General features: G+C 61.2%; 22 protein-coding genes. 11 read left to right on the forward strand and 11 right to left on the reverse strand.

Features of this window, described 5'->3' with window-relative positions; translation table 11 throughout:
- Positions 1 to 408: 408 nt before the first annotated feature.
- The 9 genes from LNV06_RS06950 to LNV06_RS06990 all read right to left on the reverse strand — a co-directional run bounded on the left by LNV06_RS06950 (position 409) and on the right by LNV06_RS06990 (position 9407).
- A complete protein-coding gene (locus tag LNV06_RS06950; RefSeq protein ID WP_263537539.1) occupies positions 409 to 1917 on the reverse strand; it encodes a tripartite tricarboxylate transporter permease in 1509 nt (502 codons plus the stop codon).
- A 10-nt stretch (positions 1918 to 1927) separates the two neighbouring features.
- Positions 1928 to 2392, reverse strand: a complete 465-nt coding sequence (locus LNV06_RS06955; RefSeq protein WP_263537540.1) for a tripartite tricarboxylate transporter TctB family protein — start codon at positions 2390 to 2392, stop codon at positions 1928 to 1930.
- A gap of 140 nt (positions 2393 to 2532) precedes the next feature.
- Positions 2533 to 4335 (reverse strand): type IV pilus assembly ATPase TfpB, encoded by a 1803-nt coding sequence (gene tfpB / locus LNV06_RS06960; RefSeq protein WP_263537541.1) that lies wholly within the window; start codon positions 4333 to 4335, stop codon positions 2533 to 2535.
- A complete protein-coding gene (locus LNV06_RS06965) occupies positions 4332 to 5132 on the reverse strand; it encodes a spermine/spermidine synthase domain-containing protein (protein ID WP_263537542.1) in 801 nt (266 codons plus the stop codon). The genes tfpB and LNV06_RS06965 overlap by 4 nt, the downstream gene beginning before the upstream one ends.
- Positions 5129 to 5659, reverse strand: a complete 531-nt coding sequence (locus LNV06_RS06970; protein WP_263537543.1) for a DNA-deoxyinosine glycosylase — start codon at positions 5657 to 5659, stop codon at positions 5129 to 5131. The genes LNV06_RS06965 and LNV06_RS06970 overlap by 4 nt, the downstream gene beginning before the upstream one ends.
- A complete protein-coding gene (locus tag LNV06_RS06975; protein WP_263537544.1) occupies positions 5652 to 6479 on the reverse strand; it encodes a TatD family hydrolase in 828 nt (275 codons plus the stop codon). Before LNV06_RS06975 ends, LNV06_RS06970 begins: the two co-directional genes overlap by 8 nt.
- Before the next feature lie 34 nt (positions 6480 to 6513).
- Positions 6514 to 7377 (reverse strand): formyltetrahydrofolate deformylase, encoded by an 864-nt coding sequence (gene purU, locus LNV06_RS06980; protein WP_263537545.1) that lies wholly within the window; start codon positions 7375 to 7377, stop codon positions 6514 to 6516.
- 58 nt (positions 7378 to 7435) lie between these two features.
- Positions 7436 to 8155, reverse strand: a complete 720-nt coding sequence (locus LNV06_RS06985; RefSeq protein ID WP_263537546.1) for an ATP-binding cassette domain-containing protein — start codon at positions 8153 to 8155, stop codon at positions 7436 to 7438.
- Positions 8148 to 9407, reverse strand: coding sequence for a lipoprotein-releasing ABC transporter permease subunit (locus tag LNV06_RS06990; RefSeq protein ID WP_263537547.1), 1260 nt, complete (start codon positions 9405 to 9407; stop codon positions 8148 to 8150). Before LNV06_RS06990 ends, LNV06_RS06985 begins: the two co-directional genes overlap by 8 nt.
- 187 nt (positions 9408 to 9594) lie before the next feature.
- Between LNV06_RS06990 and LNV06_RS06995 the strand changes: the two genes are divergently transcribed.
- The 4 genes from LNV06_RS06995 to LNV06_RS07010 are packed head-to-tail and all read left to right on the forward strand — an operon-like array spanning position 9595 to position 13510.
- Positions 9595 to 10641 (forward strand): sulfate ABC transporter substrate-binding protein, encoded by a 1047-nt coding sequence (locus tag LNV06_RS06995; RefSeq protein WP_411970078.1) that lies wholly within the window; start codon positions 9595 to 9597, stop codon positions 10639 to 10641.
- Between the two features lie 30 nt (positions 10642 to 10671).
- Positions 10672 to 11559 (forward strand): sulfate ABC transporter permease subunit CysT, encoded by an 888-nt coding sequence (cysT, locus tag LNV06_RS07000; protein WP_263537548.1) that lies wholly within the window; start codon positions 10672 to 10674, stop codon positions 11557 to 11559.
- On the forward strand, positions 11559 to 12449 hold the full coding sequence (gene cysW, locus LNV06_RS07005; protein WP_263537549.1) for a sulfate ABC transporter permease subunit CysW: 891 nt from the start codon (positions 11559 to 11561) through the stop codon (positions 12447 to 12449). The genes cysT and cysW overlap by 1 nt, the downstream gene beginning before the upstream one ends.
- Positions 12446 to 13510 (forward strand): sulfate/molybdate ABC transporter ATP-binding protein, encoded by a 1065-nt coding sequence (locus LNV06_RS07010; RefSeq protein ID WP_263537550.1) that lies wholly within the window; start codon positions 12446 to 12448, stop codon positions 13508 to 13510. Before cysW ends, LNV06_RS07010 begins: the two co-directional genes overlap by 4 nt.
- Before the next feature lie 107 nt (positions 13511 to 13617).
- Here LNV06_RS07010 and LNV06_RS07015 read toward each other — a convergent pair whose 3' ends face one another.
- On the reverse strand, positions 13618 to 14283 hold the full coding sequence (locus tag LNV06_RS07015; RefSeq protein WP_263537551.1) for a PEP-CTERM sorting domain-containing protein: 666 nt from the start codon (positions 14281 to 14283) through the stop codon (positions 13618 to 13620).
- 502 nt (positions 14284 to 14785) lie between these two features.
- On the opposite strand from LNV06_RS07015, the gene LNV06_RS07020 reads away from it, so the two are divergent.
- A complete protein-coding gene (locus LNV06_RS07020; protein ID WP_263537552.1) occupies positions 14786 to 15376 on the forward strand; it encodes a PEP-CTERM sorting domain-containing protein in 591 nt (196 codons plus the stop codon).
- A gap of 124 nt (positions 15377 to 15500) precedes the next feature.
- On the opposite strand, the gene polA is transcribed toward LNV06_RS07020, so the two are convergent.
- A complete protein-coding gene (polA, locus tag LNV06_RS07025; protein WP_263537553.1) occupies positions 15501 to 18278 on the reverse strand; it encodes a DNA polymerase I in 2778 nt (925 codons plus the stop codon).
- 32 nt (positions 18279 to 18310) lie between these two features.
- Between polA and LNV06_RS07030 the strand changes: the two genes are divergently transcribed.
- The 6 genes from LNV06_RS07030 (at position 18311) to LNV06_RS07055 (ending at position 24567) form a co-directional block, all read left to right on the forward strand.
- Positions 18311 to 18694: a hypothetical protein gene (locus LNV06_RS07030; RefSeq protein ID WP_263537554.1), complete on the forward strand. Its 384-nt coding sequence runs from the start codon at positions 18311 to 18313 to the stop codon at positions 18692 to 18694.
- A 72-nt stretch (positions 18695 to 18766) separates the two neighbouring features.
- A complete protein-coding gene (locus LNV06_RS07035; protein ID WP_263537555.1) occupies positions 18767 to 19741 on the forward strand; it encodes a homoserine kinase in 975 nt (324 codons plus the stop codon).
- A 59-nt stretch (positions 19742 to 19800) separates the two neighbouring features.
- Positions 19801 to 20637, forward strand: a complete 837-nt coding sequence (locus LNV06_RS07040; RefSeq protein ID WP_263537556.1) for a BPSS1780 family membrane protein — start codon at positions 19801 to 19803, stop codon at positions 20635 to 20637.
- 224 nt (positions 20638 to 20861) lie between these two features.
- Entirely contained in the window at positions 20862 to 22844 is a 1983-nt protein-coding gene (locus LNV06_RS07045; protein WP_263537557.1) for a PhoX family protein, read from the forward strand.
- A gap of 297 nt (positions 22845 to 23141) precedes the next feature.
- Entirely contained in the window at positions 23142 to 24281 is a 1140-nt protein-coding gene (locus LNV06_RS07050) for a glycosyl hydrolase (protein WP_263537558.1), read from the forward strand.
- Between the two features lie 28 nt (positions 24282 to 24309).
- Positions 24310 to 24567: a MoaD/ThiS family protein gene (locus LNV06_RS07055; protein ID WP_263537559.1), complete on the forward strand. Its 258-nt coding sequence runs from the start codon at positions 24310 to 24312 to the stop codon at positions 24565 to 24567.
- Position 24568: the final 1 nt, after the last annotated feature.

Raw genomic sequence — 24568 nt, forward strand, 5'->3', positions numbered from 1 at the left:
CAGCTCAACTTGCAGCTACCGACTTGGCGTCAGCAGCACAGAAGCGAGATTATGACTGATTTTCTTCAATCTCGTCAAGCGTTTCGAAATTTCTTTCAACTCTCAACTTCTATCTCGCAGACCTCAGAAAGCAAGCTCTCGTCAGCGCAGCCCACTACTATAGCATTGAGTTTGTAGCCTAGTAAGAACTTCTTGGAAAAATTCTTGCTCAATCGCCTGAGGGGCTGGAAACGTCCGCACTGAGTCAGGCAAAAAGGGGATGGATACCGCCAAAAAGACGGGGCCATCGAGCCGCATGGCGGAGATTGGCAGCGCACGGCTCCACCTTGCAAAAATGGGGCCTGCCAAGCTGGGGCCTGTGGCCAACTGGATCAAACGATGTCCAGCAGCACCCACAAAGCCCCTACTTCATTCCTCTTGAAAAGCCTCTTCACGCTTGCTCTTGATCGAGGGCAACATCACGACAACCACCATCAAGAAGGCCGCAATCAACAGGCCCGCAGACAAGGGACGGCTCATGAATGTCCCCCAGTCGCCGCGCGAAAGCAGCAGAGCACGACGCAGGTTCTCTTCCATCATGGGGCCTAAGATGAAACCCAGCAATAAGGGCGCGGGTTCGCAGCTGAGCTTGTAGAAGGCATAACCCACCAGGGCAAAGATTGCCGTCATGAAGACGTCGAAGTTGTTATTGCTGAGGGTGTAGGTCCCAATGCAGCAGAAGGTCACGATGGCCGGGAACAAGAACCGGTATGGGACCGTCAGCAATTTGATCCAGACGCCAATCAAGGGGAGATTCAAAACAACCAACATCAGGTTGCCCACCCACATCGATGCGATCAAGCCCCAGAACAACTCTGGATTGCTGGTCATCACTTGCGGGCCCGGCTGAATTCCCTTGATCGTCATGGCCCCCACCATCAAGGCCATCACCGCGTTGGGCGGTATGCCCAAGGTCAGCATGGGAATGAAACTGGTTTGGGCACCCGCGTTATTGGCAGCTTCTGGACCTGCCACACCTTGGATTGCGCCCCTGCCGAAAGGAATGCGCGGGTTTTTGACGATCTTCTTCTCTAAGGTGTAGGACGCAAAGGAGGCCAGCAAAGCACCGCCGCCCGGCAAGACACCCAACACCGATCCCAAGGTCGTGCCGCGAACCACCGATGGCCAGGCCTCCTTGAAGTCCTGCTTGGTCGGCCACAAACCCTTCACATCCTTGGTGAACACCTCACGCTGTTCTTCTGGTTGCCCCAGGTTGGCAATGATCTCCCCGAAGCCAAAGATGCCCATGGCGATGACGACGAAACCGATGCCATCGGTCAGTTCGGGAATGTCGAACGAAAAGCGGGGCGTGCCCGAGATGACATCGGTATTGATCTGCCCCAGCAACAAGCCCAGCAAGATCATGGAGATGGCCTTGACCAGCGAGCCTGAGGCCAAGACCACGGCGCCAACCAGTCCCAAGACCATCAAAGAGAAGTACTCGGCAGGGCCGAACTTGAAGGCCAACTCGGTCAAGGGCGGAGCGAAGGCAGCAATGATGACCGTGCCCACGCAACCGGCAAAAAAGGAGCCCAAGCCGGCGGCGGCCAGCGCCGCACCAGCCCGACCCTGACGTGCCATCTGATAGCCATCAATGGCAGTCACCACCGAGCTGGACTCCCCCGGCACATTGATCAAGATCGCCGTCGTCGATCCACCGTATTGGGCCCCGTAATAAATACCAGCCAACATGATCAAAGCGGGCGTCGCATCCAAGGCGTAGATCGAAGGCAGCAACATGGCGATGGTGGCCACAGGCCCCAAGCCGGGCAACACGCCAATCAAAGTACCCAGCACTGCGCCACCGAAGGCATAGAGCAGGTTTTGCCACGTCATGGCCACGTGAAAGCCGAGGGCTAGGTTATTCAAGAGTTCCATGCGTCAGCCCTCAAGCGCCAAAGATAGTCGGCCAAACCGGGATCACCAGCTTCAGCCCCCAAACAAAGATCACCCAACTGCCAGCAGTCAGGATCACGCTGTTGAGCAAAGCATCTTTCCAGTGAAACTCATCACTGGCCATCGCGGACAAGGTGATCAAGACCGGCAACGTGATGGCCAAGCCAAAGCGAGGCAGCATTAGCCCGAAAACCACGATCGACGCCACAATGACCAGCAAGGGGCGCCAGGCAATCGCACCAATCGGATCGCCCCCCTCAGACTCGATGGTCAGGGCCTTGAACAAAACCATGCCGCCCAGGACGGCAAGTAATACGCCCAGTCCGAATGGGAAGTAGGCCGGCCCCGGCCGGGCCGATGAGCCAAAGTTGTATTCGCTCGAGGCCACCGCAAATGCCAGCCCCACCAACACGAACATCAACCCTGACCAGAAGTCTCTTTGACTCTTGATCTTCATTGCAAACCCCTTGTTGCGATCTATTGCGCTCTATGGACGGCGCATTCTAGGCAGGGGCAGAAACCGCGCGAGTGTGGGTTACACGTAAGGGCCAAGCATTCCCATGCCCAGCCCCAGAGTTTTACGGAGGGTTGCGGCGTTCAGCTTTGCCACTGCGGCGTGCTACGCAGGATTTCTTCCAGGGTCGTCACCCCTTCCGCCACCTTCATCGCCCCCGCCAGACGCAAGGGGCGCAACCCTTCTTGCATGGCTTGGCGGCGCAGCGCCGAGATGTCCGGCGAGGGATGCAGATGGGTCTTGATCGACTCACCCACGGTCAAGAGTTCATACAAGCCGGCACGGCCGCGGTAGCCGGTGTGTCGACACTCCAAGCAGCCCACGGGCTTGTAGGGCTTGACGCCGCCATTCATGCGCCAATGCTTGAGCATATCGTTCAGGGTGTCGCGAGTGACCGTTGGGTCCGGTGCCTTGCAATGCGGGCACAAAGTCCGCACCAGGCGCTGCGCCAACACACCAATCACTGTGGCACTGATCAAGTAGGAAGGCACGCCCAAGTCCGTCAAGCGAGTGATGGCAGAGGCCGCATCATTGGTGTGCAAGGTGCTGAACACCAAGTGCCCGGTCAGCGAAGCCTGAATCGCCATTTCAGCGGTGGCCAGATCGCGAATCTCACCCACCATGATGATGTCCGGGTCCTGCCGCATCAAAGCGCGCAGGCCCTCGGCAAAGCCAAAATCCAGCGCCACCTGCACCTGGGTCTGGTTGAAGGCCGGCTCGATCATTTCAATCGGGTCTTCAATGGTGCAGACATTGACCTCGTCGGTGGCCAGGCGCTTGAGCGTCGAGTACAGCGTTGTGGTCTTACCGCTGCCCGTCGGCCCCGTCACCAAGATGATGCCGTGCGGCTGGGTCACCAGCTTTTCCCAGCGTTCGGTGTCGTGGCTGGAAAAGCCCAACATGGCCAGGTCCTTGACCGCCGTATCGGGGTCAAAGATCCGCATCACCATTTTTTCGCCAAAGGCGGTCGGCAGCGTGGAGAGCCGCATTTCGACTTCATCGCCGGCCGGGTTGCGCGTCTTGATGCGGCCGTCCAACGGCCGGCGGCGTTCCACCACGTCCATACGACCCAAGAGCTTGATACGCGAGATCATCGCGTTCATCACGGTTGGCGGCAGCTGATAGACCGTGTGCAAAACCCCGTCGATGCGGAAGCGAATCACGCCCATCTCGCGGCGAGGTTCTAAGTGGATGTCACTGGCGCGCTGGTCAAAGGCGTACTGCCATAACCAATCCACCACCTGCACCACGCCCTGGTCATTGGCGTCGAGTTGCTTGTTGCTGCGGCCCAGCTCAACCAACTGCTCGAAACTGGCCACCTGGGTCGACTCGCCCGTCTTGGCCGCAGCGCGCACCGAGCGCGCCAAGGTGAAGAACTCGGTGGTGTAACGCGAGATCTCCAGCGGATTGGCCACCACCAGCTTGATGGGCTTACGGGTATGCGACTCGATCTGCGCTACCCAGCTGGTGTCAAAAGGCTCCGAAGTGGCAATCGTCACCTCGTTCAGCCCCACCAACACCGGTAGGCATCGCTTGGCCTCGGCATAGCCGACCGACATCACATCGGACACCCGCCCCACATCGACCTTGAGCGGGTCGATGCGCAGATAAGGCAGCTTAGCGCGCTGCGCCAGCCACTCAGTCAAAGCATCCAAATCCAGCGACTTGCCGCTGCTGCCCACCCGACTCAAACCCGCATGGGCCAAGCGCACCAAAGGGTGCAAGGAGCTGTCGCCCGCCGCGAAGCGCTGCTGGGTGCGCAGCACCTGTTCCTGGTCAATGACCCCATCTTCCAGCAACCAATTCAGCAGGGCTCGCCACTCCAGCCGCCCTTCTGACTTGGCAGTCACGGCAGCCGAATTCTCGGTTTTGGGCTTGGCATTCATGTCTGCGGCTCAGATCTCAGCTGATTGATGATGCTCAACGGCAAGGGGCGCACCAGCCGCAGCCATTTGCGCGCCGGCAGTTCAAACTCTGCCTCGATGGTAGCCGCTCGGCGCTCTAACTCCTCACGCTCCGGCACTTGCACGCCACGCGCGGCAACCACAATCGTGTTGCCCTCTTTGGTTGGCGCCAGGCTCCAGACCTGATCGCTGCCAAAGACCGCAGCGATACGCGCCGCGCTGCGCGCAAAGCTGGCATCGCGGCCAAACAGATTCACTGTCATCAAGCCGCCATCGGCCAGGATGCGGTGGCAGTTGGCATAGAAGGCCTCATCGTCCAAGACCGGGGAAGCAGCGTCATGGTCATAGAGGTCGACATTCAGGACATCGACCGTTTGCACCCGCTCCGGCTCGGCCACCCAACGCGCTGCGTCGGCGTTGAAGACCGTCAGCCGTTTGTCGTCCTCGGGCAAGTGGAACCAAACCCGGCAGGCATTGATCACCGTCGGGTTGAGTTCCACCGCGCTGGTCTGCATCCGCAAGACCTTGTGGCAAAACCGGGTCAGCGCCGCCGCGCCCAGGCCAAGCTGCACCGCATGGCCCTCCCGAACCTGCGCAGACTCACGCCACAGCATCCACACCATCATGCGCTGGATGTACTCCAGCTCCAGTTGCTGGGGCTTGCGAATGCGCATCGCCCCTTGCACCCAAATGGAGTCCAGGTGCAAAAAACGCACGCCGTCGTACTCGGACAGCGTGGCCGGGGCCCAAGCCACTTTTTTGGTTTTCTTGTTATTCATTGATTCGATGCGCTGAAAAAGTCGGGAACCATTTGCTGCCAAGCCGCCAGTTTGCCTGCATAGGCCAAGGTGTAGGCCGGGCTGCTTGAAGGCAACTGAAATATTTTGTAGCGCTGGGCCGCCTCCCCCAACTGAATCAGGCCCAAGCGCGCCGCCGTGCCGCCGTTGAAAGCGATCATGCGCAAGGCCGGCATGCCGGCCAGGAGTGCATGCAGATCACTGGCGCGCGGCTCGCGAATCTGGCTGTCTAGGCTGCCTTGGCGCTGAGTCTCGGTGATCACATCCCAGAGGCCAATGCGATGCTGCCGCAAGAGCTGCAATCGAGCGGCATAGTCGGCATCGACCAGCGGCAGAGCAAACACATCCGACAACAAGCGCCAAAGCTGATTGCGCGGGTGGCCGTAGTACTGCTGCGCCTTCAAGGACGCCACACCGGGGAAGCTCCCCAAGACCAGCAGCCGCGTATCGGGCGCCACATGCGGCGCGAGACCTTGCAGGCGAGGCAAGTCCACGCAAGCCTCAGCCATGGGCCACCAACAACTCTTGCAACTTGGGCAAGGCGGCGCCCACATTGACCGAAGTGATGCGAGCGGCTTGCTCCAGCGACCAGCCTCGCAAGTCCGCCAGACTCTGCGCAATGCGCGGCAACTCGGCCGGCTCGTTGCGGCCCGAGAGCTCGCCCGCCGCACGTTGCTCGGCGGTTTTGTAGAGCCAATGCGGCGGGATGTCCGGCGCATCGGTCTCCAACACTACAGCGGATTCAGGGACGCCTGCCGCCAGGCGGCGAATCTGCGCCGAACGCTCATAGGTCAAGGTGCCGCCAAAGCCGAGCTTGAAGCCACGGTCAACAAAGCGCTGCGCCTGCTGCTCGCTGCCGTTGAAGGCGTGGGCGATGCCGCCGCGCACCGCAATGCTCGAAAGCCCCGCCAACAACTGATCCGCGCTGCGCCGCACATGCAACAAGACCGGCAGATCAAAACGGCGCGCCAGCTTCAGTTGCTCGCGATAAAAAAACTGCTGACGTTCAGGGCTCAAGCCAGGCACAAAGAAGTCCAGGCCAATCTCCCCCACCGCCACCAAGCGTGGGTCGGTGGCATGACGCGCCAGCAGTTCCGCCAACAGGGTCAGGTCTTGCTCCTTCGCCTGCATCACATACAGCGGATGGATGCCCAAGGCATAGGCAAAGCCATGGCGATGCGCCAACTCGCGGGCCGCTTCGAAATCAAAGGCCCCCACCGCCGGAATCACCAGCATCTGGACGCCCGCATCGCGGGCGCGCAGGACCACCGCCTCGCGGTCGAGATCGAACTCGGGCGCGTCCAGATGGCAGTGGCTGTCGATCCACATGGAGCCCAGCCCTGAATGCAGAGCCGCGATCAACTCAACGGAACACCACGGTGCGGCGGCCGTTCATCAAGACGCGGTGTTCGGCATGCCATTGGATGGCACGCGCCAAGGTCACACACTCAACATCACGGCCGATGGCGACCAGGTGCTCAGGCGTCAGGCCGTGGTCAATGCGGGCCACTTCCTGCTCGATGATGGGGCCTTCGTCCAGATCGGAGGTGACGTAATGCGCCGTCGCACCGATCAGCTTGACGCCGCGCTCATGCGCTTGGTGATAAGGCTTGGCGCCCTTGAAGCTGGGCAAGAAGCTGTGATGAATATTGATGGCCCGGCCCGACAAATCACGGCACAACTCCGGTGACAGGATTTGCATATAGCGAGCCAGCACCACCAGATCGATCTGGTTGTCCGCGATCACCTCGCGGATCTTGCGTTCCTGCGCCTGCTTTTGCTCTTCGGTCGAGTTCAAAAGCGGGAAGTGGTGGAAGGGAATGTTGTGCGAGGCGGCCAGCTGATAGAAGTCACGGTGGTTGGAGACGATGGCCGGGATTTCGATCGGCAAATGCCCGGTCTGCACTCGGAACAGCAAGTCGTTCAGGCAATGGCCGAGCTTGGACACCATCAGCAACACGCGCGTCTTGGCTTGACTGGACACCAAGGTCCAATCCATTTGCAATCGTGTCGCCAAGGGCTCAAAAGCTAAGCGCAAGGACTCCACCGAAGCACCGCTCCCACACTCAAACTCGATGCGCATGAAAAAGCGCTGATGGTCGGCATCCCCATGCTGGGCCGAGGTCAGGATATTGCCACCCTGCTCCAACAACAAGCCGGTGACCGCATGGACGATGCCGGCTTGATCGGGGCAACTGAGCTTGAGGATGAAACGTGAGGAGGTCATGGTCCGCAGGGAAGTTGAATTGGGGGGTCAATAGTGAGGCCGACGCTGCAAAACGAGGTCAAGCAGAAACGGCAGGACCAGCAGTAGGGGCGGCCTGCATGGTGCCGCCCATCAGATGCAACTGCGCCTGACACTGCTGAGCCAGCCCTTGGTCATGGGTGACCATGACGAAGGCTGTGCCAATGTCCTTGGCGGTCGTCAGCATCAGCTCAAACACGGCCTGCGCCGTGTTGCGATCCAAATTGCCAGTCGGCTCATCGGCCAAGACGCAGGCCGGCTGGGTGACCAAGGCGCGCGCGATAGCCACCCGCTGCCGCTCGCCCCCCGACAACTCGGCCGGCCGATGCTGCACCCGTGCGCCCAAGCCTACCCGGGCCAGCATGGCCGCTGCCACCTCGCGTGCCTGCGCTTGCGGCATACGGCGGATGCGCAGCGGCATGGCCACATTGTCCAAGGCGCTGAACTCGGGCAGCAGATGATGGAACTGGTAGACAAAGCCCAGGTGCAGATTGCGCCAGCGCCCCAGCTCAGGCTCGGCCATATCGGCCAAATTGCGGCCCATCAAACTGACATGCCCGGTGCTGGGTTTGTCGAGGCCGCCGAGCAAATGCAGCAGCGTCGACTTGCCGGAACCCGAGGCGCCGACGATGGCCAGAGTCTGGCCACGCCGCACCGTCAGGTCCACCCCGCTCAGAACTTGCACATCCAGATCGCCCTCGGAGAAACGGCGTCCAAGGCCCAAGCCTTGCAGGACCACATCACGACCGACCTCATTCATAACGCAAAGCCTCGGCAGGCTGAACGCGGCTTGCGCGCCAGCTCGGATACAGGGTGGCCAAGAAGGCCAAGACCAGCGAGATCAGCACCAGCGGCGCGATATCACTCATGCGCGGGTCGCTGGGCATATGGCTGATCAAATACATGCTGGCCGGAAGAAACTGGGTGTTCAAGGCCCATTCAATGGTCGGCACGATCACATCCAGATTGAAGGCCACCAAGAGGCCCAGAGCCACGCCCGACAAGGTGCCCAACACGCCGGCCAAAGCGCCCTGCACCATGAAGATGGCCATGATGGAGCGTGGGCTGGCGCCCAGGGTGCGCAGAATCGCGATATCAGCCTGTTTGTCGGTCACCGTCATCACCAAGGTCGAAACCAGATTGAAAGCGGCAACCGCCACGATCAAGGTCAGGATGATGCTCATCATGCGTTTTTCCACCTGCACCGCGTCATACCAATTGGCATTGGTGCGGGTCCAATCGCGCACGCGGATCTCGCCGCCTAGGCTCAAGGCCAGCTGATCGCCAACCTGTCGGGCCTGGTGCACATCGTTCAAGCGCAGCTGTACACCGGTCGGTCCGTCCACGCGGAAAAATCGCGCCGCGTCCTCGACGTGAATGAGCGCCAGTCCACTGTCGTACTCATAGTGGCCGGCATTGAAGATACCCACCAAGGTGAACTGCTTGTAGCGCGGGATCACACCAGCCGGCGTGACCTGCCCGCTAGGGGCCACCAGGGTCAGCTTGTCGCCCTCGCGCACGCCCAGAGTGCGCGCCAACTCGGCGCCAACAATGATGCCCCACTCCCCCGGACGCAGCCGGGTCAGCGGACCTTCCTTGTTCAATTTGGCAGCCAGCGGCGTTAGCTCGGCTTCCAGCGCCGGCTCAATGCCTCGCACGACGGCGCCGCGCATATCCTCGCCACGCGCGATCAAGACCTGCGAGGCCACAAAAGGCGCCGCCGCCACCACGGCTGGGTTCTGCTTGGCCTTGGCCGCAGTGGCTTGCCAGTCCGGCAAGGCCTGACCCTGAAACTCCAGCAGTTCCACATGGGCGATCACCGAGAGCATGCGGTCCCGCACCTCTTTCTGAAAGCCATTCATCACCGACAAGACGATGATCAGCGCCGCCACGCCCAGGGCAATGCCCAGCACCGACACGCCGGAAATGAAGGAGATGAAGCGATTACGCCGCCCACCCCGTCCGGCGCGGGTGTAGCGCCAGCCAATTTGCAACTCATAAGGCCAATTCATGGGCGGGGATGCTAACCGACGCCAGCCATACGACCACGAAGTCAGGACCCGCCCTTTCTCGGCACAGACCATTGCAAAGCTGCATATTGAATAAGCAAATTCGAAAACAGTTGTTTTCAGAATAAGCAAAGCTTGGCAAGCTAGCGGCCTTCGCTGAACCAGCGTCAAACCTAGATTCGGAGCCGCCATGACACAGATCAACTCGCTGACTACCCCCGTTCGCCGCCGCCAGCTGATGCTGGCCACGGCCTTGGCCAGCCTGGCGACCTTGCCCATGGCAGCGCTGGCGCAGGCACCGGCAGATACTTTGCTGAACGTCTCTTACGACGTCAGCCGCGAGCTGTACAAAGAGATCAACCCCGCCTTCATCGCCCAATACAAGGCCAAGACCGGCAAAGCCTTGACCATCAACCAGTCGCACGGCGGCTCCAGCAAGCAGATTGGCTCGGTCATTGGCGGGCTGGAAGCCGATGTGGTGACCATGAACCAGGCCACGGACGTGGACACCCTGGCCGAGAAAGGCTTGACTCCGGCCGAATGGCGCAGCCGCTTCCCGAATAACGCGGCACCCTACAGCTCCACCATCCTGTTTCTGGTGCGCAAAGGCAACCCCAAGGGCATCAAGGACTGGGCTGATCTGACCCGCGCCGGCGTGCAAGTCATCATCCCCAACCCCAAGGTCACGGGCAATGGCCGTTACAGCTATCTGGCCGCCTGGGGCGCGGTGATCGCCAAGGGCGGCACCGAGGCCCAAGCACGCGAGCAAGTGGCCAAGATTTTTGCCAATGTGCCAGTGCTGGACGGCGGCGGCCGCGGCGCCACCACCACCTTCACGCAGCGCGGCATTGGTGATGTACTGCTGACCTTTGAATCCGAAGCGGAAATGATCGAGAACGAATTCGGCAAGGGCCTGTTCGAAGTCGTCAACCCCAGCGTCTCCATCGAAGCCGAAGCGCCGGTCGCCATCGTCGACAAGGTCGCCGCCAAAAAGGGCACGACCGTGGTGGCCAAAGCCTATCTGGACTATCTCTACACGCCCGAGGCGCAAGCCATCATCGCCAAACACAACTTCCGCCCGCGCGACACTGCCGTGTTCAAGCGTGAAGAAAAGCGCTTTGCGCCGATCAAGCTCTTCAGCGTTGACCAGTTGCTGGGCGGCTGGTCCAAGGTCAGCAAGACGCATTTCGCTGACGGCGGCACCTACGACCAGATCGTCGCCGGCATCAAGCGCTAAATCGACATCTCAGCGTATTCTTTCTTCGACATGAGCTCTGCCGTTTCCGCTGCTGCACGACCAGCACCCGATGAATTGCCCAAACGCGCCAAGCGCCGGGTCTTGCCCGGCTTTGGCCCGACCATGGGCTTTACCTTGTTCTATCTGTCGCTGATTGTGTTGATCCCGCTGTCGGCGGTGTTCATCAAGTCGGCCGGGCACGGTTTTGACGCCTTTTGGGCGGCCGCCAGTGCCCCGCGTGTGGTGGCCTCTTACAAGCTGAGTTTTGGCCTGTCGCTGCTGGCTGCCGCCATCAATCTGGTGTTCGGCCTGATCTTGGCGTGGAGCTTGGTGCGCTATGAGTTCTTTGGCAAGAAGATTGTCGATGCGCTGATCGACCTGCCCTTCGCCCTACCCACCGCCGTGGCCGGCATTGCGCTGACCGCGCTGTATGCCCCCAACGGCTGGCTGGGCCAGTTGCTGGAGCCCTGGGGCATCAAGGTTGCTTTCACGCCCTTGGGCATCTTGATTGCGCTGGTCTTCATCGGCCTGCCTTTCATTGTCCGCACCGTGCAGCCGGTCTTGGAAGACATGGAAACCGAGCTGGAAGAAGCCGCCGCCAGCCTGGGCGCGCACCGCTGGCAAACCTTCCGCCTGGTGGTCTTGCCGACCTTGATGCCGGCGCTGCTGACCGGCTTTGCGCTGGCCTTTGCGCGCGCCGTGGGTGAATACGGTTCGGTCATCTTCATCGCCGGCAACCTGCCCATGGTCAGCGAAATCACGCCACTGATGATCATCTCCAAGCTGGAGCAATACGACTATGTCGGCGCCACCGCCATCGCCGCGGTGATGTTGATTTTTTCCTTCACCCTGCTATTGCTGATCAACGGCTTGCAGGCCTGGAGCTCACGCCGTAACGGTCAAGAAGGACGCAAATAATGGCCGGCATCGTTTCAAGCTTGGGCGTGCCGCAAAAGAGCGGCGGCCGCTACCAAAACAATCCCGCCACCCGCGAGGCCCCATGGGTCCGCTACCTGCTCCTGACTCTGGGCCTGAGCTTCTTCGCTTTGTTCTTGGTGATGCCTTTGGTGGCCGTCTTCAGCGAGGCGCTGCGCAAAGGCTGGGAGGTCTACCTCGCGGCCTTGGTCGAAGCCGACGCCGTCTCGGCCATCAAGCTCACGCTGATCGCCGCCGTGATTTCAGTCCCGCTGAACCTGGTGTTTGGCGTCAGCGCCGCCTGGGCGGTGGCCAAACATGACTTCCGTGGCAAGCAGTTGCTGATCACCTTCATCGACCTGCCCTTCTCGGTGTCGCCAGTGGTGGCGGGCTTGGTCTATGTGCTGCTGTTTGGCGCGCAGGGTTGGTTTGGCACGTGGCTGCAGGCCAATGATGTGAAGATCATCTTCGCCGTGCCCGGCATCGTGCTGGCCACCATCTTCGTGACCTTCCCCTTCGTGGCGCGCGAGTTGATTCCCTTGATGCAGGCCCAGGGCCGCGACGAAGAAGAAGCCGCCACCGTGCTGGGCGCTACCGGCTGGCAAACTTTCTGGCGCGTGACGCTGCCGAATGTGAAGTGGGGCCTGCTTTACGGCGTGATCCTGTGCAATGCACGTGCCATGGGTGAGTTCGGCGCGGTGTCGGTGGTCTCGGGCCATATCCGTGGCCAGACCAACACCCTGCCCCTTCATGTCGAGATTCTCTACAACGAGTACCAGTTCGCCGCCGCCTTCGCGGTGGCATCGATCCTGGCCCTGCTGGCCCTGGTCACGCTGATCCTCAAACAATTCGTCGAGTGGAATGCCCACCGCGTTCTGAAGGAAGCCCCATGAGCATCCAAGTCAAAAACATCCACAAATCCTTTGGTGCATTCACCGCCCTGGGCGACGTTAGCCTCGACTTCCCCACTGGCGAGTTGGTGGCCCTCTTGGGCCCCTCCGGCTGCGGCAAGACCACGCTTTTGCGCATCATCGCCGGCCTGGAAACGGCCGACCGGGGTCAGGTCTTGCTGGACGGCGAAGACGCCTCCGACACCCATGTGCGCGAGCGTCAAGTCGGCTTTGTGTTCCAGCATTACGCCCTGTTCCGTCACATGACGGTGTTCGAAAACGTCGCCTTTGGCCTGCGCGTCAAGCCGCGCAAAGAGCGCCCCAGCGAGTCGGAAATCAAGCGCAAGGTGCATGAGTTGCTGAACCTGGTGCAACTCGATTGGTTGGCCGACCGCTTCCCGCCACAGCTCTCCGGCGGCCAGCGCCAGCGCATCGCCCTGGCACGCGCCCTGGCTGTTGAACCGCGCGTGCTGCTGCTGGACGAGCCCTTCGGTGCGCTCGACGCCAAGGTGCGCAAAGAACTGCGCCGCTGGCTGCGCCGTCTACACGACGAACTCCACATCACCAGCGTCTTCGTCACCCATGACCAAGAAGAGGCCCTAGAAGTGGCCGACCGCGTGGTGCTGATGGACCATGGCAAGGTCGAGCAAATCGGTACGCCGCAAGAGGTCTACGAACATCCGGCCACGCCCTTTGTCTATGGATTCTTGGGCGCGGTGAACCGCTTCGAAGGCCGTGCCGAGGGCGGTGTGATTCATTTGGGCGATCAGCACCTGAGCTTTGGCAAGTCCCTGACAGACAAAGTCGGCCAAGTCCAGGCCTATGCGCGCCCGCATGAGTTGCAGATCCTGACCGCAGCGGATGCCCGCGGCCTGCCCGCCACCGTCGAGCGAGTGCTGAGCTTCGGCGCCGCGGCGCGGGTGGAGTTGACCGGCTTGGATGGACAAGCCCTGGAAGCCGAACTGACCCGCGAACAAGCGGCATCGCTGAATCTGCAAAACGGCCAGCGCGTGCATTTGAGCGCCTCGCGCCTGAGTTTGTTCGAGGCCGGCTCCGGCATCTGAGTTTCAAACCCAAGGTCCAACAAAGTCTGGTCCTCGGGCTCTTAAGAAAAAGGCCCGCTGAGCGATCACTCAGCGGGCCTTACTCATTGAAATCGAGGCAATGCAGCTCAGGCCGTCTTGCGTCGCCGAGCAATGGCGCCGACAGCAATCAAGCCCACGGCCATCAAGCCATAAGTCGAGGGCTCAGGCACGGCCGCGGTCACGCCGAAGGTGATGTTGCCGCTGTCCCACTGGCCATCGGCCACGCCGGGAGCACCATCTTTCCAAGACTCGGAGAACTCAACGCGCAAGATGCCATCCGCCTGCACATTGAAGGCCAAGCCCAGATCGGTCAAGCTGGCGGAGCCGGTATAGGTCTTGGTGCCGGCGAAGAACTCGGTGCCCGGTGTGAAGACCACGCCGTCATTGCCGGCCGAACTGCTGAAACTGACCTGCATGTCGGCCAACCAGCTCTCACCGAAAGCAGTCAGGGTGACGTTCCAATCCACCGACGCGATGGTGGCATTGGCGCCGACATTGAAGAACTTCACCGTATTGCCGGGGTCGCCTGGGAGGCCCACGCTTTGTGCGCCAGCCACATCGACCACCAAGCTGCTGTATGGCGACGGGGCATACAGATCAACCGCACTGCTCAGCGCGCCATATTCAGCCAAGACCGGCACCTGGATTGCGCTCGGCACCCGGTCACCGGCATGGGCTGACCCTAAGCCCATTGCGCCTAGCGCTGCCGCCACGATCATCCACTGCCGAGCCACTAGCGTTTTCTTATGCATTTCAGAGCTCCAAAGCTTGAGTTAGTAGGAAAGCTGCCCATGGGTCCCCCTGAGCTGTCGTGAATTTGTCACGCGCCAAGCACTAGACCAAGAGGACTGACCCCTAAGGGGCACAAGGGACCGCAGCTAGGCTCCCAGGGAAATCCCTTGGGTCTTCAAGCTGACAGGGGCGACCCTGCAAGTCCTTCGTTCAAGGCCAGCGAATCAATCCGAGCGCCAAGCTGGCCGGTCGAACCCAAAAATAAGACCACATAAATACCAAAAAAGATGGGAGCCCATTTACTTTCTAGAGCTTTGAATCTGAGCCGGCCTCGGAGAATCCCCCTCTTTAGAGGGATGAATTGATTTTTCCACCCCCGATCCAAGTGTGGAAAAACCCGCAAATCAGCGAAGACCCCCCGTGGGCGCGGGGTTTGGTATTTAAGTGGTCCTTCCTACACTATGTTCATCAGTTTGAAACCCTATACAAGGGTTGAGTCAACCCCTATATCAAGGAACCTCGATGACACAGCGCAATTTTCTGAAGAGTGGTCTGGCCGCAGCCGCATTGATCTTGGCCGCCTCAGCCAGCCAAGCCGCTCCTACCGTTCTGGACTTTTCGGAACTCCAGAACATCGGCAACAAAAAGGTAAGCAGCATTCAGGACGGCGGCTACACCCTCTCCAACAACTGCGCAGGCAATGCTTGCTTCAAAGGCGGTAAAGACAGCTTGCGTTCCGATGTTGGCGGCTCATGGACCACGCTGAAGAAAGACGATGGCAAGGTGTTCGACTTACTGAGCATTCAGTTGGACGACGTCTACAACGGCTTTTGGGGCCCGGCTTACAGCGACTACAAGATCGACTTTACTTTCAAGTACGCATCGGGCAAAGAAGGCAAGAAGACCGTCTTCTTGGACCAGACCTTTGGCTTCCAAACCTTCAATCTGAACGAAACCTATTTGCGCAGCGCCAGCTGGATGTCCACCGCCTACCTGCGCTTCGACAATATTCAGACCAGCCCCATTCCTGAGCCAACCACCCTGGCCCTGCTGCCCTTGGCCCTGGGCGGTGCCTTCTTGGCCAGCCGTCGTCGCAAGTCTGCAGGCAAGTAATTTGCGCTGAGGCTGACTCGCCGAGCTGATGCCCAAAGGCGCCAGCCAGGTGCCCGCCGGCAGTAAAAAGCCCGTTCAGGTCAACGCCTGAACGGGCTTTTTGTCATGTGAATCGACAGAAGGATCAGTGCGCCTGATCCCAGTTCGCACCGACGCCCACCTCGGCCAAGAGCGGCACCTTCAACTGCGCCACGCCGGCCATCAAGCGCGGCACCTCGGTCTTAACCCAATCGAGTTCAGCTTCGGGCACCTCGAAGACCAATTCATCGTGCACCTGCATGACGATGCGGGTCGCCTTGCCTTCGGCATCCAAGGCCGCTTGCACCGCAATCATGGCCAGCTTGATCAAGTCGGCTGCGGTGCCCTGCATCGGCGCATTGATGGCCTGGCGCTCGGCGCCGGTGCGACGAGGGCCGTTGCCGGAGTTGATTTCGGGCAGCCAGAGGCGCCGACCAAACACCGTCTCCACATAACCCTTGGCCTTGGCTGACTCGCGAGTGGCGTCCATATAGTGCTTCACACCCGCAAAGCGGTTGAAGTAGAGGTCAATGTAGTCGCGCGCGGCCTTGGGGTCGATGCCCAGTGACTGCGCCAAGCCAAAGGCGCCCATGCCGTAGATCAAACCGAAATTGATGGTCTTGGCATAGCGGCGCTGCTCGGAAGTGACTTCGTTCAGCGGTGTGCGGAACACCTCGGAGGCGGTGGCGCGGTGCACATCCTCGCCTTGGCCGAAGGCGCGCAAAAGGCCTGGGTCTTCGCTGATATGCGCCATGATGCGCAGCTCGATCTGCGAATAGTCGGCGCTGACAATCAAATGCCCCGGCGGCGCGATAAAGGCCTCGCGCACGCGGCGGCCTTCGGCGGTGCGGATCGGGATGTTCTGCAGATTCGGGTCGTTACTGGACAAACGCCCGGTCACCGCCACCGCTTGCGCATAGTTGGTGTGCACCCGGCCGGTGGCGGGGTTGATCATCAAAGGCAGCTTATCGGTATAGGTGCTCTTGAGCTTGGCCAGGCCGCGGAACTCCAAGATCTTGGCCGGCAGCGGATAGTCGGCCGAGAGTTTCTCCAGCACCTCTTCATCGGTGGACGGCGCGCCCGTGGCAGTCTTCTTGACGACCGGCAGACCCAGCTTGGTGAACAAGATCTCGCCAATCTGCTTGGGGCTGCCCAGATTGAAGGGCTGGCCGGCAATGTCATAAGCCTCTTGCTCCAGCGCCAGCAGGCGCTGACCCAGCTCATGGCTTTGCGCCTGCAGCACGGCGGCATCAATCAAGACGCCGGTGCTTTCAATGCGCGCCAGCAAGGCGCTGGTGGGCAACTCGATTTTTTCGTAGACAAAGCGCAAGCCGGCTTCATCCTCCAGCTGTGGCCACAGGCGCTGATGGACTTGCAAGCACATGTCCGAGTCTTCGCTGGAATACTCGGCCGCGCGCGCCACATCGACCTGCGCAAAGGGAATCTGATTGACGCCTTTGCCACACAGGTCTTCATAGCTTAGGCCGCTGCGGCCGAGAAAACGCTCGCCCAAAGCGCCCAGGCCGTGGCTCTTGTGCGCTTCCAGCACATAACTCTGCAACATGGTGTCATGCAGGATGCCGCGCAGGGCGATGCCATGGTTGGCGAAGACATGGGTGTCGTACTTCAGGTTCTGGCCGAGCTTGGGCGCATCGGCATCTTCCAGCCAAGGCTTGAGCTTGGCCAAGACCTCCTCCAGCGGCAGCTGTTGCGGCGCATCCGGGCCGTCATGGCGCAAGGGGATGTAGGCCGCTTCGCCCGCCTGCACGCTGAAGGAGATGCCAACGATGCGGGCCTTCATCGGCTCGAGCGAATCGGTCTCGGTATCGAGCGAAGCAAGCGGCGCCGCTTGCAAGCGAGCGAGCCAGGCATCGAAACGGTCCCAATCCAAAATGGTTTCGTAGTCGCGCGGCAACGGGGCGATGGGCGCAATGCCGGGCTCTGCGCTTGGCGCATCGGCAAACAAATCGCCACTCTCACCCAAGGCCGGGGCCACCGCTGCGGGCGCGCCGCCAAGTTCCTTCAGCCAAGTCTTGAAGCCATTGCGGGCATAGAAGTCGCGCAAGCCCTCCTCGTCGACCGGCTTCAAGGCCAAGGCATCCAGCGCTGGCCACTGCGGCACATGGCCATTCAGATCACAGTCGCACACCACCGTCACCAGCTTGCGGCCCATGGGCAGCCAGTCCAGCGCCTTGCGAAGGTTCTCGCCCGCCACGCCCTTGATCTTGTCCGCATGAGCAATCACGCCGTCCAGCGAACCGTATTCGGCGATCCACTTGGCCGCGGTCTTGGGGCCAACTTTCTCGACGCCGGGCACGTTATCGACCGTGTCGCCCATCAGGGTCAGGTAGTCGATGATGCGGTCGGGCGGCACGCCGAACTTGGCGACCACGCCGGCCACGTCCAGCGTCTCGTTGCTCATGGTGTTGATGAGCGTCACCTCATGCGTGACCAACTGCGCCAAGTCTTTATCGCCGGTGGACACCACCACCGCATGGCCGGCATTGGCCGCCACGCGGGCCAAGGTGCCAATCGCGTCGTCCGCCTCAATGCCGGGCACTTCCAGAATCGGCCAGCCCAGCAAGGCGACCACTTCGTGAATCGGCGCGATCTGCTCGCGCAAGGCATCGGGCATGGGCGCTCGCTGCGCCTTGTATTCGGGATACCAATCGTCGCGGAAGGTCTTGCCCTTGGCGTCGAACACGCAGACCGCATGCTCGGCGCCGATTTGATCGCGCAAGCGCTTCATCATCGCCACCATGCCGTGCACCGCACCGGTCGGCACACCGCCGGGGCCGCGCAAATCGGGCATCGCATGATAAGCACGGTAGAGATAGCTGGAACCGTCGACCAGCAACATGATGGGTTTGCTCATGGGCGACATTGTCGTGCAGGCCAGCGGCATAGAATGGCAGCATGTCACCCGCCCACGCTCACTTCTCCTTCTCTGGCATTTCTGGCTTGTTGCAGGCCTTGCTGATGAGCTTGCTGCTCAGCGTCAATGCGCAAGCCGCAGAACCCGCCGCTGAGAAAGCCAGCGACAAGCCGGCCAGCGCCCCCGTGGTCGCGGCCGGCGTGCCGGATGCGCAAGTGAGCGAAACGGTGATTGAAGATGACAGCAACCGCATTGAAGAACTGCGCGTGCGAGGCCAAACCCAAAAGGTCACGGTCCAGCCCAAGAACAGCAAACTACCAAGCTACGAGATCATCATGGGCGACGGCAGTCGCGACCTCTCGCCCGGCGCCGGCACCAGCCGCGGAGCCGCTGGCCGGCGCGTGTGGAGCGTGCTGAATTTCTGATGGCCAGGCCGGCCTGCCGCACTCGGCAGCCCCTCCTCCTGATCCTGGCCCGAACTCTCTCTAGCTGAAGACATGGCCGTATTCACCGAAGTTTCCCTCAGCGAAGCGCAAGCACTCGCCCATCGTTTGAAGCTGGGCCCCGTGCTGCAGCTGCGCGGCATCAGCGCCGGCATTGAAAACACCAACTACTTTCTGACCACCGAGTCGGGCGAGTATGTGCTGACGGTGTTTGAACGGTTGGGCTTTGAGCAACTGCCTTTTTACCTGCAGCTGATGAAGCACCTGGCCTCGCGCGGCTTGGCGGTGCCCGACCCGCAGGCCGATGCCGAAGGGCAGATCTTGTTTGAGCTGCAGGGCAAGCCCGCCGCCGTGGTCAACAAGCTGCGCGGCGGCCACCAGTTGGCGCCTGACCTGTTCCACTGCGAGCAAGTCGGCGCTGAGCTGGCTCGCATGCATTTAGCAGCGCAAGACTTCCCCTTTGAACAAGCCAATTTGCGTGGCCTGGCTTGGTGGAATGAGACGGTGCCCGTGGTGCTGCCCTTCCTCAGCCCCGAGCAAAGCGAATTGATCAGCGCCGAGCTGAGTTTTCAACAGCAACTGGCGGCCTCGGCCACTTATGCCGAGCTGCCGCGCGGACCCATCCATGCCGACCTGTTTCGCGACAATGTGATGTTCGAAGGCTTAGCCGGCCGCGAGCGCCTGAGCGGCTGCTTCGATTTCTACTTTGCAGGCGTCGACAGCTGGCTGTTTGACCTGGCGGTCTGTTTGAACGACTGGTGCATTGACCATGCCAGCGGCCGGCTTGACGAACAACGCGCGGCCGCTTTTGTGCGCGCCTATGAAGGCGTGCGCCCCATGAGCGGCGCTGAGCACCGCTTGCTGCCGGCCCTGATGCGCGCCGCCGCTCTGCGTTTTTGGCTGTCGCGCTTGTGGGATGTCTACCTGCCGCGAGAGGCCAGCATGCTCAAGCCGCACGACCCCAGCCATTTCGAGCGCGTGCTGCGGGAGCGCATTGCGCGCCCCTGGCACGCCACCCTAGCTGAGTAGGCCCGAACGGCTGGCTCAGCTTTTTGCAACCCCTCTGTTTTGATCCTCTGCCTCCCATGATGCTGCATCTGCAAACCGTGCCCGCCCGCAACGGCCTGCTCTGGATTCGCCATGGGCTCAAAGTGTTCCAACGCAAGCCGCTGGTCTTGTCGGGCCTGCTGTCTGTGTTTTTGTTTGCGGCCTTTGCCACCATGCTGCTGCCTGGCGTGGGTTTCATGCTGGTGCTGATGTCCATGCCCTTGCTGTCGCTCGGCTTCATGCTGGCCACGCATTTGGTCTTGCAGGGGCAAACGCCAAGCGCGGCTGTTTTCCTGGCGCCGCTCAAGCTGACACCGCAGCGGCGCAACAGCCAATTGCTGCTGGGCGCCTGCTATGCCTTGGCCACTGTTGGCATCGGCCTGCTGTCGGAGGCGATTGACGGCGGCAGCTTCGAAACGCTGCAGCAACTGATGGTGGACAACGCGCCCGCCGACAAGATTGCCGAAGCCACCGCAGACCCACGCCTGTTTTGGGGCGCTGTCACACGCCTGGGTCTGGCGGCCTTGCTGTCGGTCCCCTTCTGGCATGCGCCGGCGCTGGTGCACTGGGGTGGCCAGGGCGTGATGCAAGCCTTGTTTTCCAGTTCCCTGGGGCTGTGGCGCAATCGCGGCGCCTATGCCTACAACGCCCTGCTTTGGTTTGCCCTGGTGATGGGTTTGGGCATAGGCCTGACCCTCCTGATGACGGTATTGGGCTTGGGGCAAAAGCTTGCCCTGGTTTTGATGCCCATGGGCCTCTTGATGACCACGGTGTTCTACGCTTCGCTGTACTTCACCTTCATCGACTGCTTTATGTTCGGCGCCCCCAAGGACTTGCCGGCCGAAGCCACAGGCAACAAGCCCGACACCTTGGCCTGAGCGCGATCCCGGCGCACCCCATCCATTTGGACTATCTGGCGCACACAAGAACGCCATAAACCACCAAAACCACAAGGGCACACAAAAACAGTCATCTTGATGACATATGCGCTCTCTACATTGCGGGCTTTGTTGAACACAGGCGGGCAAACCCTTGCCGACCTGTTGTTTGATTCAGCCATGCCACACGGCATCACTCCCGCAGTATTGAGACCGCAGCATCTATGTCGACTCCTTCCCAGCCCTCCCGCCGCCAAGCCCTGAAGTTCCTGGGCACACCGTTTTTGCTCCCCATCGGTGGTGTCGGTGCCAGCTTCAGCCTGAGCGCCTGCGGTGGCAGCGATGACCCAGCCCCCAGTTTCGTGTCGGCCGCCTTCAGCGCCATGGCGGCGCCCACACTGAGCACGCCCGATGCCATGGCCCGCGTTGAAGTCGGCTCCAGCCTGCAAGTGCTGTTGAGCGACCAAAGCAAGCAGACCTTCAAGCTCAAGTACGAGCCCTTCTTCATGACCGGCAGCACCGTGCCTGATGGCAAGGGCGGCACTGTCTTGGCAGGCGCTTATTACGACATCAACAACAAGCCTATTCTGGACACCACGGTGGCCGGCAAAGAGCGCCACTTCTTCTCCGACTCGCCGGACGGCACGTCGCTGCTGAGCCTGGACAAGGCCGAAGTGGCCGGCATCAAGGGCAAGGCCGTGTTTGCCGTGGTGCAGTTCGAATACACCACCCGCGCGCAAGACGAAAAGACCGATATGTACGGCAAGCTGCCGTCGCCGATTGCCGTCCTGACGCTGGATCAAGACCAGAGCACCGGCAAGCTGAGCCTGGTCAAGTACCACAATGTGGACACCTCCTCGGCCCACGGCTTGTGGATCACTTGCGGTTCCAGCCTCTCGCCTTGGGGCACACACCTGTCCAGCGAAGAGTACGAACCCGACGCCTTCGGCCTGCTGGCCAAGACTCCCAACAAGACCCAAGCCGACGCCCAAGCCCAATTCAAAGCCTTCAGCAAGAACCTGTTTGGCGATGAAACCAAGGCCAACCCCTACCACTACGGCCACCTGCCCGAAGTGACGGTCAATCCCGACGGCACGGGCAGCATCAAGAAGCACTACTGCATGGGGCGCCTGTCGCATGAGCTGATTCAGGTCATGCCCGACAACCGCACCGCGCTGATGGGCGACGACGCCACCAACAGTGGCTTGTTTGTCTTCGTGGCTGACAAGGAAAAAGACCTGTCTTCCGGCAGCCTGTATGTGGCCAAGATCGGCGCGGGCTTCTCTTTGGACCCGGCCTCTGCAGGCGCAGCACTGAGCTGGATCAAGCTGGGCTCCGCCACCAGCGCCGAGATCGAAAAGCTGGCCAACACCCTGAAGCCCAACGACATCATGGACGTGGCCTTCAGCGACCCCAAGGACGCCAGCTTCACCAAGATCTGGATCGACGGCGGCAACCAGTGGATCAAGATCAAGGCGGGCATGGAAAAGGCCGCGGCCTTCTTGGAAACCCACCGCTACGCGAGCTATGTCGGCGCCAGCATGGCCTTCACCAAGATGGAAGGCACCACCGTCAACGCCAAGGACAAGATCGCCTACTCGGCCCTGCAAAACATGCAGAAGTCCATGGTGCGCAATGGTGCAGGTTGGAACGAAGCCCATGGCGTGACGCTGGAAAAGGCCGTCAATGCCGGCGCCGTCTTGGCGCACACCCTGGCCGGCGGCCAGAAGGACACGGCCGGTGGCGCCATCAACAGTGAATGGATGCCGACGCTGACTAAGGCCTTGCTGGTGGGCGAGGACATTGCCGCTGACGCACTGGGCAATTTGGCCAATCCCGACAAGATCGGCGCGCCGGACAACCTGAAGTTCTCGGAGAAGCTGCGCACACTCTTCATCGGCGAAGACAGTGCCTACCACGTCAACAACTTCATCTGGGCCTATAACGTCGACACCAAGCAGCTCTCGCGTCTGGTCTCGATGCCTGCGGGCGCGGAAGCCACCGGCCTGGGCGTGGTCGACGACCTGAATGGCTGGACCTACATCACCAGCAACTTCCAGCACCCCGGCGACTGGGTTGCCAGCTTGCACGGCAAGGTGCAAGCCCAGCTGGATCCGCTGGTGCGCAGCAACTACAAAGATCGCTTCGCTGCCGCCGTTGGCTACCTGACGGCTGAAACCACCAGCGTCAAACTGAGCCAGATCTAATCGTCGCTGAGCCGCCTTTTCGCCAATGCGAAAAGGTCGCCGACCCCCCTGTCCAAGAGAGGCCGCTCCCCGCATCGCGCGTGGGCGGCCTCTCTTTTTTTGCTCTCGCTTTTTGCTCTCGCCTTAGCCTACATACCGTCTTGCATTCAGGCCTGCAGTTGGGGTCATGCGGGATAGAGGCAAGCCAAGCCAGGCGATAGACTCTGAGCCACACTTTTGCCGAGGACGCTCATGAGCCCTGCATCGGTCCCCTCTCCTGTTGCCAGCAAGCGCAGGACCACGTCGCCACAATCCCTGGTGATTTTGCTTGCGACACGCAAAGGCGCCTGGCTGTTCCACGGCGACTCCAGCCGTAAGCGCTGGAAGGTCGACGGCCCGCATTTCCTTGGCCACAACATCAGCCATTTGCAACTGGACCCGCGCGACGGCCGCACCCTCTTGGCTGCCGCTAAGACCGGTCACCTCGGCCCGACGATTTTTCGCTCGACCGACCTCGGCAAAACATGGACCGAGGCTCAGCGGCCGCCAGCGTTTGACAAGCCCAGCAATGGCTTGCCGGCGCGCTCGGTCGATCACAACTTTTGGCTCTGCCCCGGACATGCCAGCGAGCCCGGCGCTTGGTATGTGGGCACCTCTCCGCAAGGCCTGTTCCGCTCGACCGACGGCGGCATCAGCTGGTCCGGGCTACCGGGCGTCAATGACAACCCGCAACTGCGCGAATGGATGGGCTCGGCCCAGGACGGCACGCCCGATGGCCCCAAGCTGCACTCCATCCTCATCGACCCTCGCGATCCCGCGCATCTGATCTTTGGCATGTCGGGCGGCGGCGTGCATGAGTCTCACGACGCAGGCCTCACATGGACAACGCTGGTCCAGGGCCTGGAGGTGGTGGAGGGCTTAGACCCCAATATCCTCACCTTCCACGACCCACATTGCATACGCCAATGCCCCAGCAGGCCTGAACGGCTCTATCAACAAAACCACTGCGGCATCTACCGACTCGACCGCAGCGCCGAGTCAAGCGCAGAGCCGGGCACAGGCCGTTGGCAGCGCATAGGCCGCAAGATGCCCAAGAGCGCGGGAGACATCGGCTTCCCCATGGTGGTCCATCCGCATGATGCCGACACCGCCTGGGTCTTCCCCATGGATGGCTCCGACGTCTGGCCACGAACCAGCCCAGCGGGCCGACCGGCGGCTTACATCACCCGCAACGCCGGCCGCAGCTGGCAGCGCCTGGACCAGGGCTTACCCCGCAGCCAAGCCTGGTGGACTTTGAAGCGCCAAGCGATGACGGTCGACGCCATGCAAGTCCCGGCGCTGTACTTGGGCACCACCAGCGGTGAGCTGTGGGTTGGCCATGAAGAAGGCGCGCACTGGGTCAATATCGCCCGCCATCTGCCGGAGATCTATGCCGTGGAAGTGGCGGCCTTGGCATGAACGGGGCACCCAGTTCGAAAGCCGGTCAATGAAGGTCTTGATTCCCTCTGCCTTACGGTCTTACACCGGGGCCTCTCAGCTGGAGGCGGACGGCGCGACGCTGGCGCAGCTGTTTGTGGAGCTCGATCGCCGCTACCCCGGCCTGCGCTTTCGCGTCGTTGATGAGCAGGGCCAGCTGCGCGCGAACATGCGCATCTTCGTCAACGGCTTGGGCGTACGTGATATCAGCCACGCCTTGCAAGCCGAAGATTTCGTCGCCATCGTGCTGGCCTTGAGCGGCGGCTAGC

The sequence above is a fragment of the Paucibacter sp. Y2R2-4 genome (assembly GCF_025717535.1).
Taxonomy (GTDB): Bacteria; Pseudomonadota; Gammaproteobacteria; order Burkholderiales; family Burkholderiaceae_C; genus Paucibacter_A.

Coding starts and splice junctions, on each gene's coding strand:
- LNV06_RS06950 (WP_263537539.1), bottom strand. CDS start 1,917: ATGGAACTCTTGAATAACCTAGCCCTCGGCTTTCACGTGGCCATGACG.
- LNV06_RS06955 (WP_263537540.1), bottom strand. CDS start 2,392: ATGAAGATCAAGAGTCAAAGAGACTTCTGGTCAGGGTTGATGTTCGTG.
- tfpB (WP_263537541.1), bottom strand. CDS start 4,335: ATGAATGCCAAGCCCAAAACCGAGAATTCGGCTGCCGTGACTGCCAAG.
- LNV06_RS06965 (WP_263537542.1), bottom strand. CDS start 5,132: ATGAATAACAAGAAAACCAAAAAAGTGGCTTGGGCCCCGGCCACGCTG.
- LNV06_RS06970 (WP_263537543.1), bottom strand. CDS start 5,659: ATGGCTGAGGCTTGCGTGGACTTGCCTCGCCTGCAAGGTCTCGCGCCG.
- LNV06_RS06975 (WP_263537544.1), bottom strand. CDS start 6,479: ATGTGGATCGACAGCCACTGCCATCTGGACGCGCCCGAGTTCGATCTC.
- purU (WP_263537545.1), bottom strand. CDS start 7,377: ATGACCTCCTCACGTTTCATCCTCAAGCTCAGTTGCCCCGATCAAGCC.
- LNV06_RS06985 (WP_263537546.1), bottom strand. CDS start 8,155: ATGAATGAGGTCGGTCGTGATGTGGTCCTGCAAGGCTTGGGCCTTGGA.
- LNV06_RS06990 (WP_263537547.1), bottom strand. CDS start 9,407: ATGAATTGGCCTTATGAGTTGCAAATTGGCTGGCGCTACACCCGCGCC.
- LNV06_RS06995 (WP_411970078.1), top strand. CDS start 9,595: ATGACACAGATCAACTCGCTGACTACCCCCGTTCGCCGCCGCCAGCTG.
- cysT (WP_263537548.1), top strand. CDS start 10,672: ATGAGCTCTGCCGTTTCCGCTGCTGCACGACCAGCACCCGATGAATTG.
- cysW (WP_263537549.1), top strand. CDS start 11,559: ATGGCCGGCATCGTTTCAAGCTTGGGCGTGCCGCAAAAGAGCGGCGGC.
- LNV06_RS07010 (WP_263537550.1), top strand. CDS start 12,446: ATGAGCATCCAAGTCAAAAACATCCACAAATCCTTTGGTGCATTCACC.
- LNV06_RS07015 (WP_263537551.1), bottom strand. CDS start 14,283: ATGCATAAGAAAACGCTAGTGGCTCGGCAGTGGATGATCGTGGCGGCA.
- LNV06_RS07020 (WP_263537552.1), top strand. CDS start 14,786: ATGACACAGCGCAATTTTCTGAAGAGTGGTCTGGCCGCAGCCGCATTG.
- polA (WP_263537553.1), bottom strand. CDS start 18,278: ATGTCGCCCATGAGCAAACCCATCATGTTGCTGGTCGACGGTTCCAGC.
- LNV06_RS07030 (WP_263537554.1), top strand. CDS start 18,311: ATGTCACCCGCCCACGCTCACTTCTCCTTCTCTGGCATTTCTGGCTTG.
- LNV06_RS07035 (WP_263537555.1), top strand. CDS start 18,767: ATGGCCGTATTCACCGAAGTTTCCCTCAGCGAAGCGCAAGCACTCGCC.
- LNV06_RS07040 (WP_263537556.1), top strand. CDS start 19,801: ATGCTGCATCTGCAAACCGTGCCCGCCCGCAACGGCCTGCTCTGGATT.
- LNV06_RS07045 (WP_263537557.1), top strand. CDS start 20,862: ATGTCGACTCCTTCCCAGCCCTCCCGCCGCCAAGCCCTGAAGTTCCTG.
- LNV06_RS07055 (WP_263537559.1), top strand. CDS start 24,310: ATGAAGGTCTTGATTCCCTCTGCCTTACGGTCTTACACCGGGGCCTCT.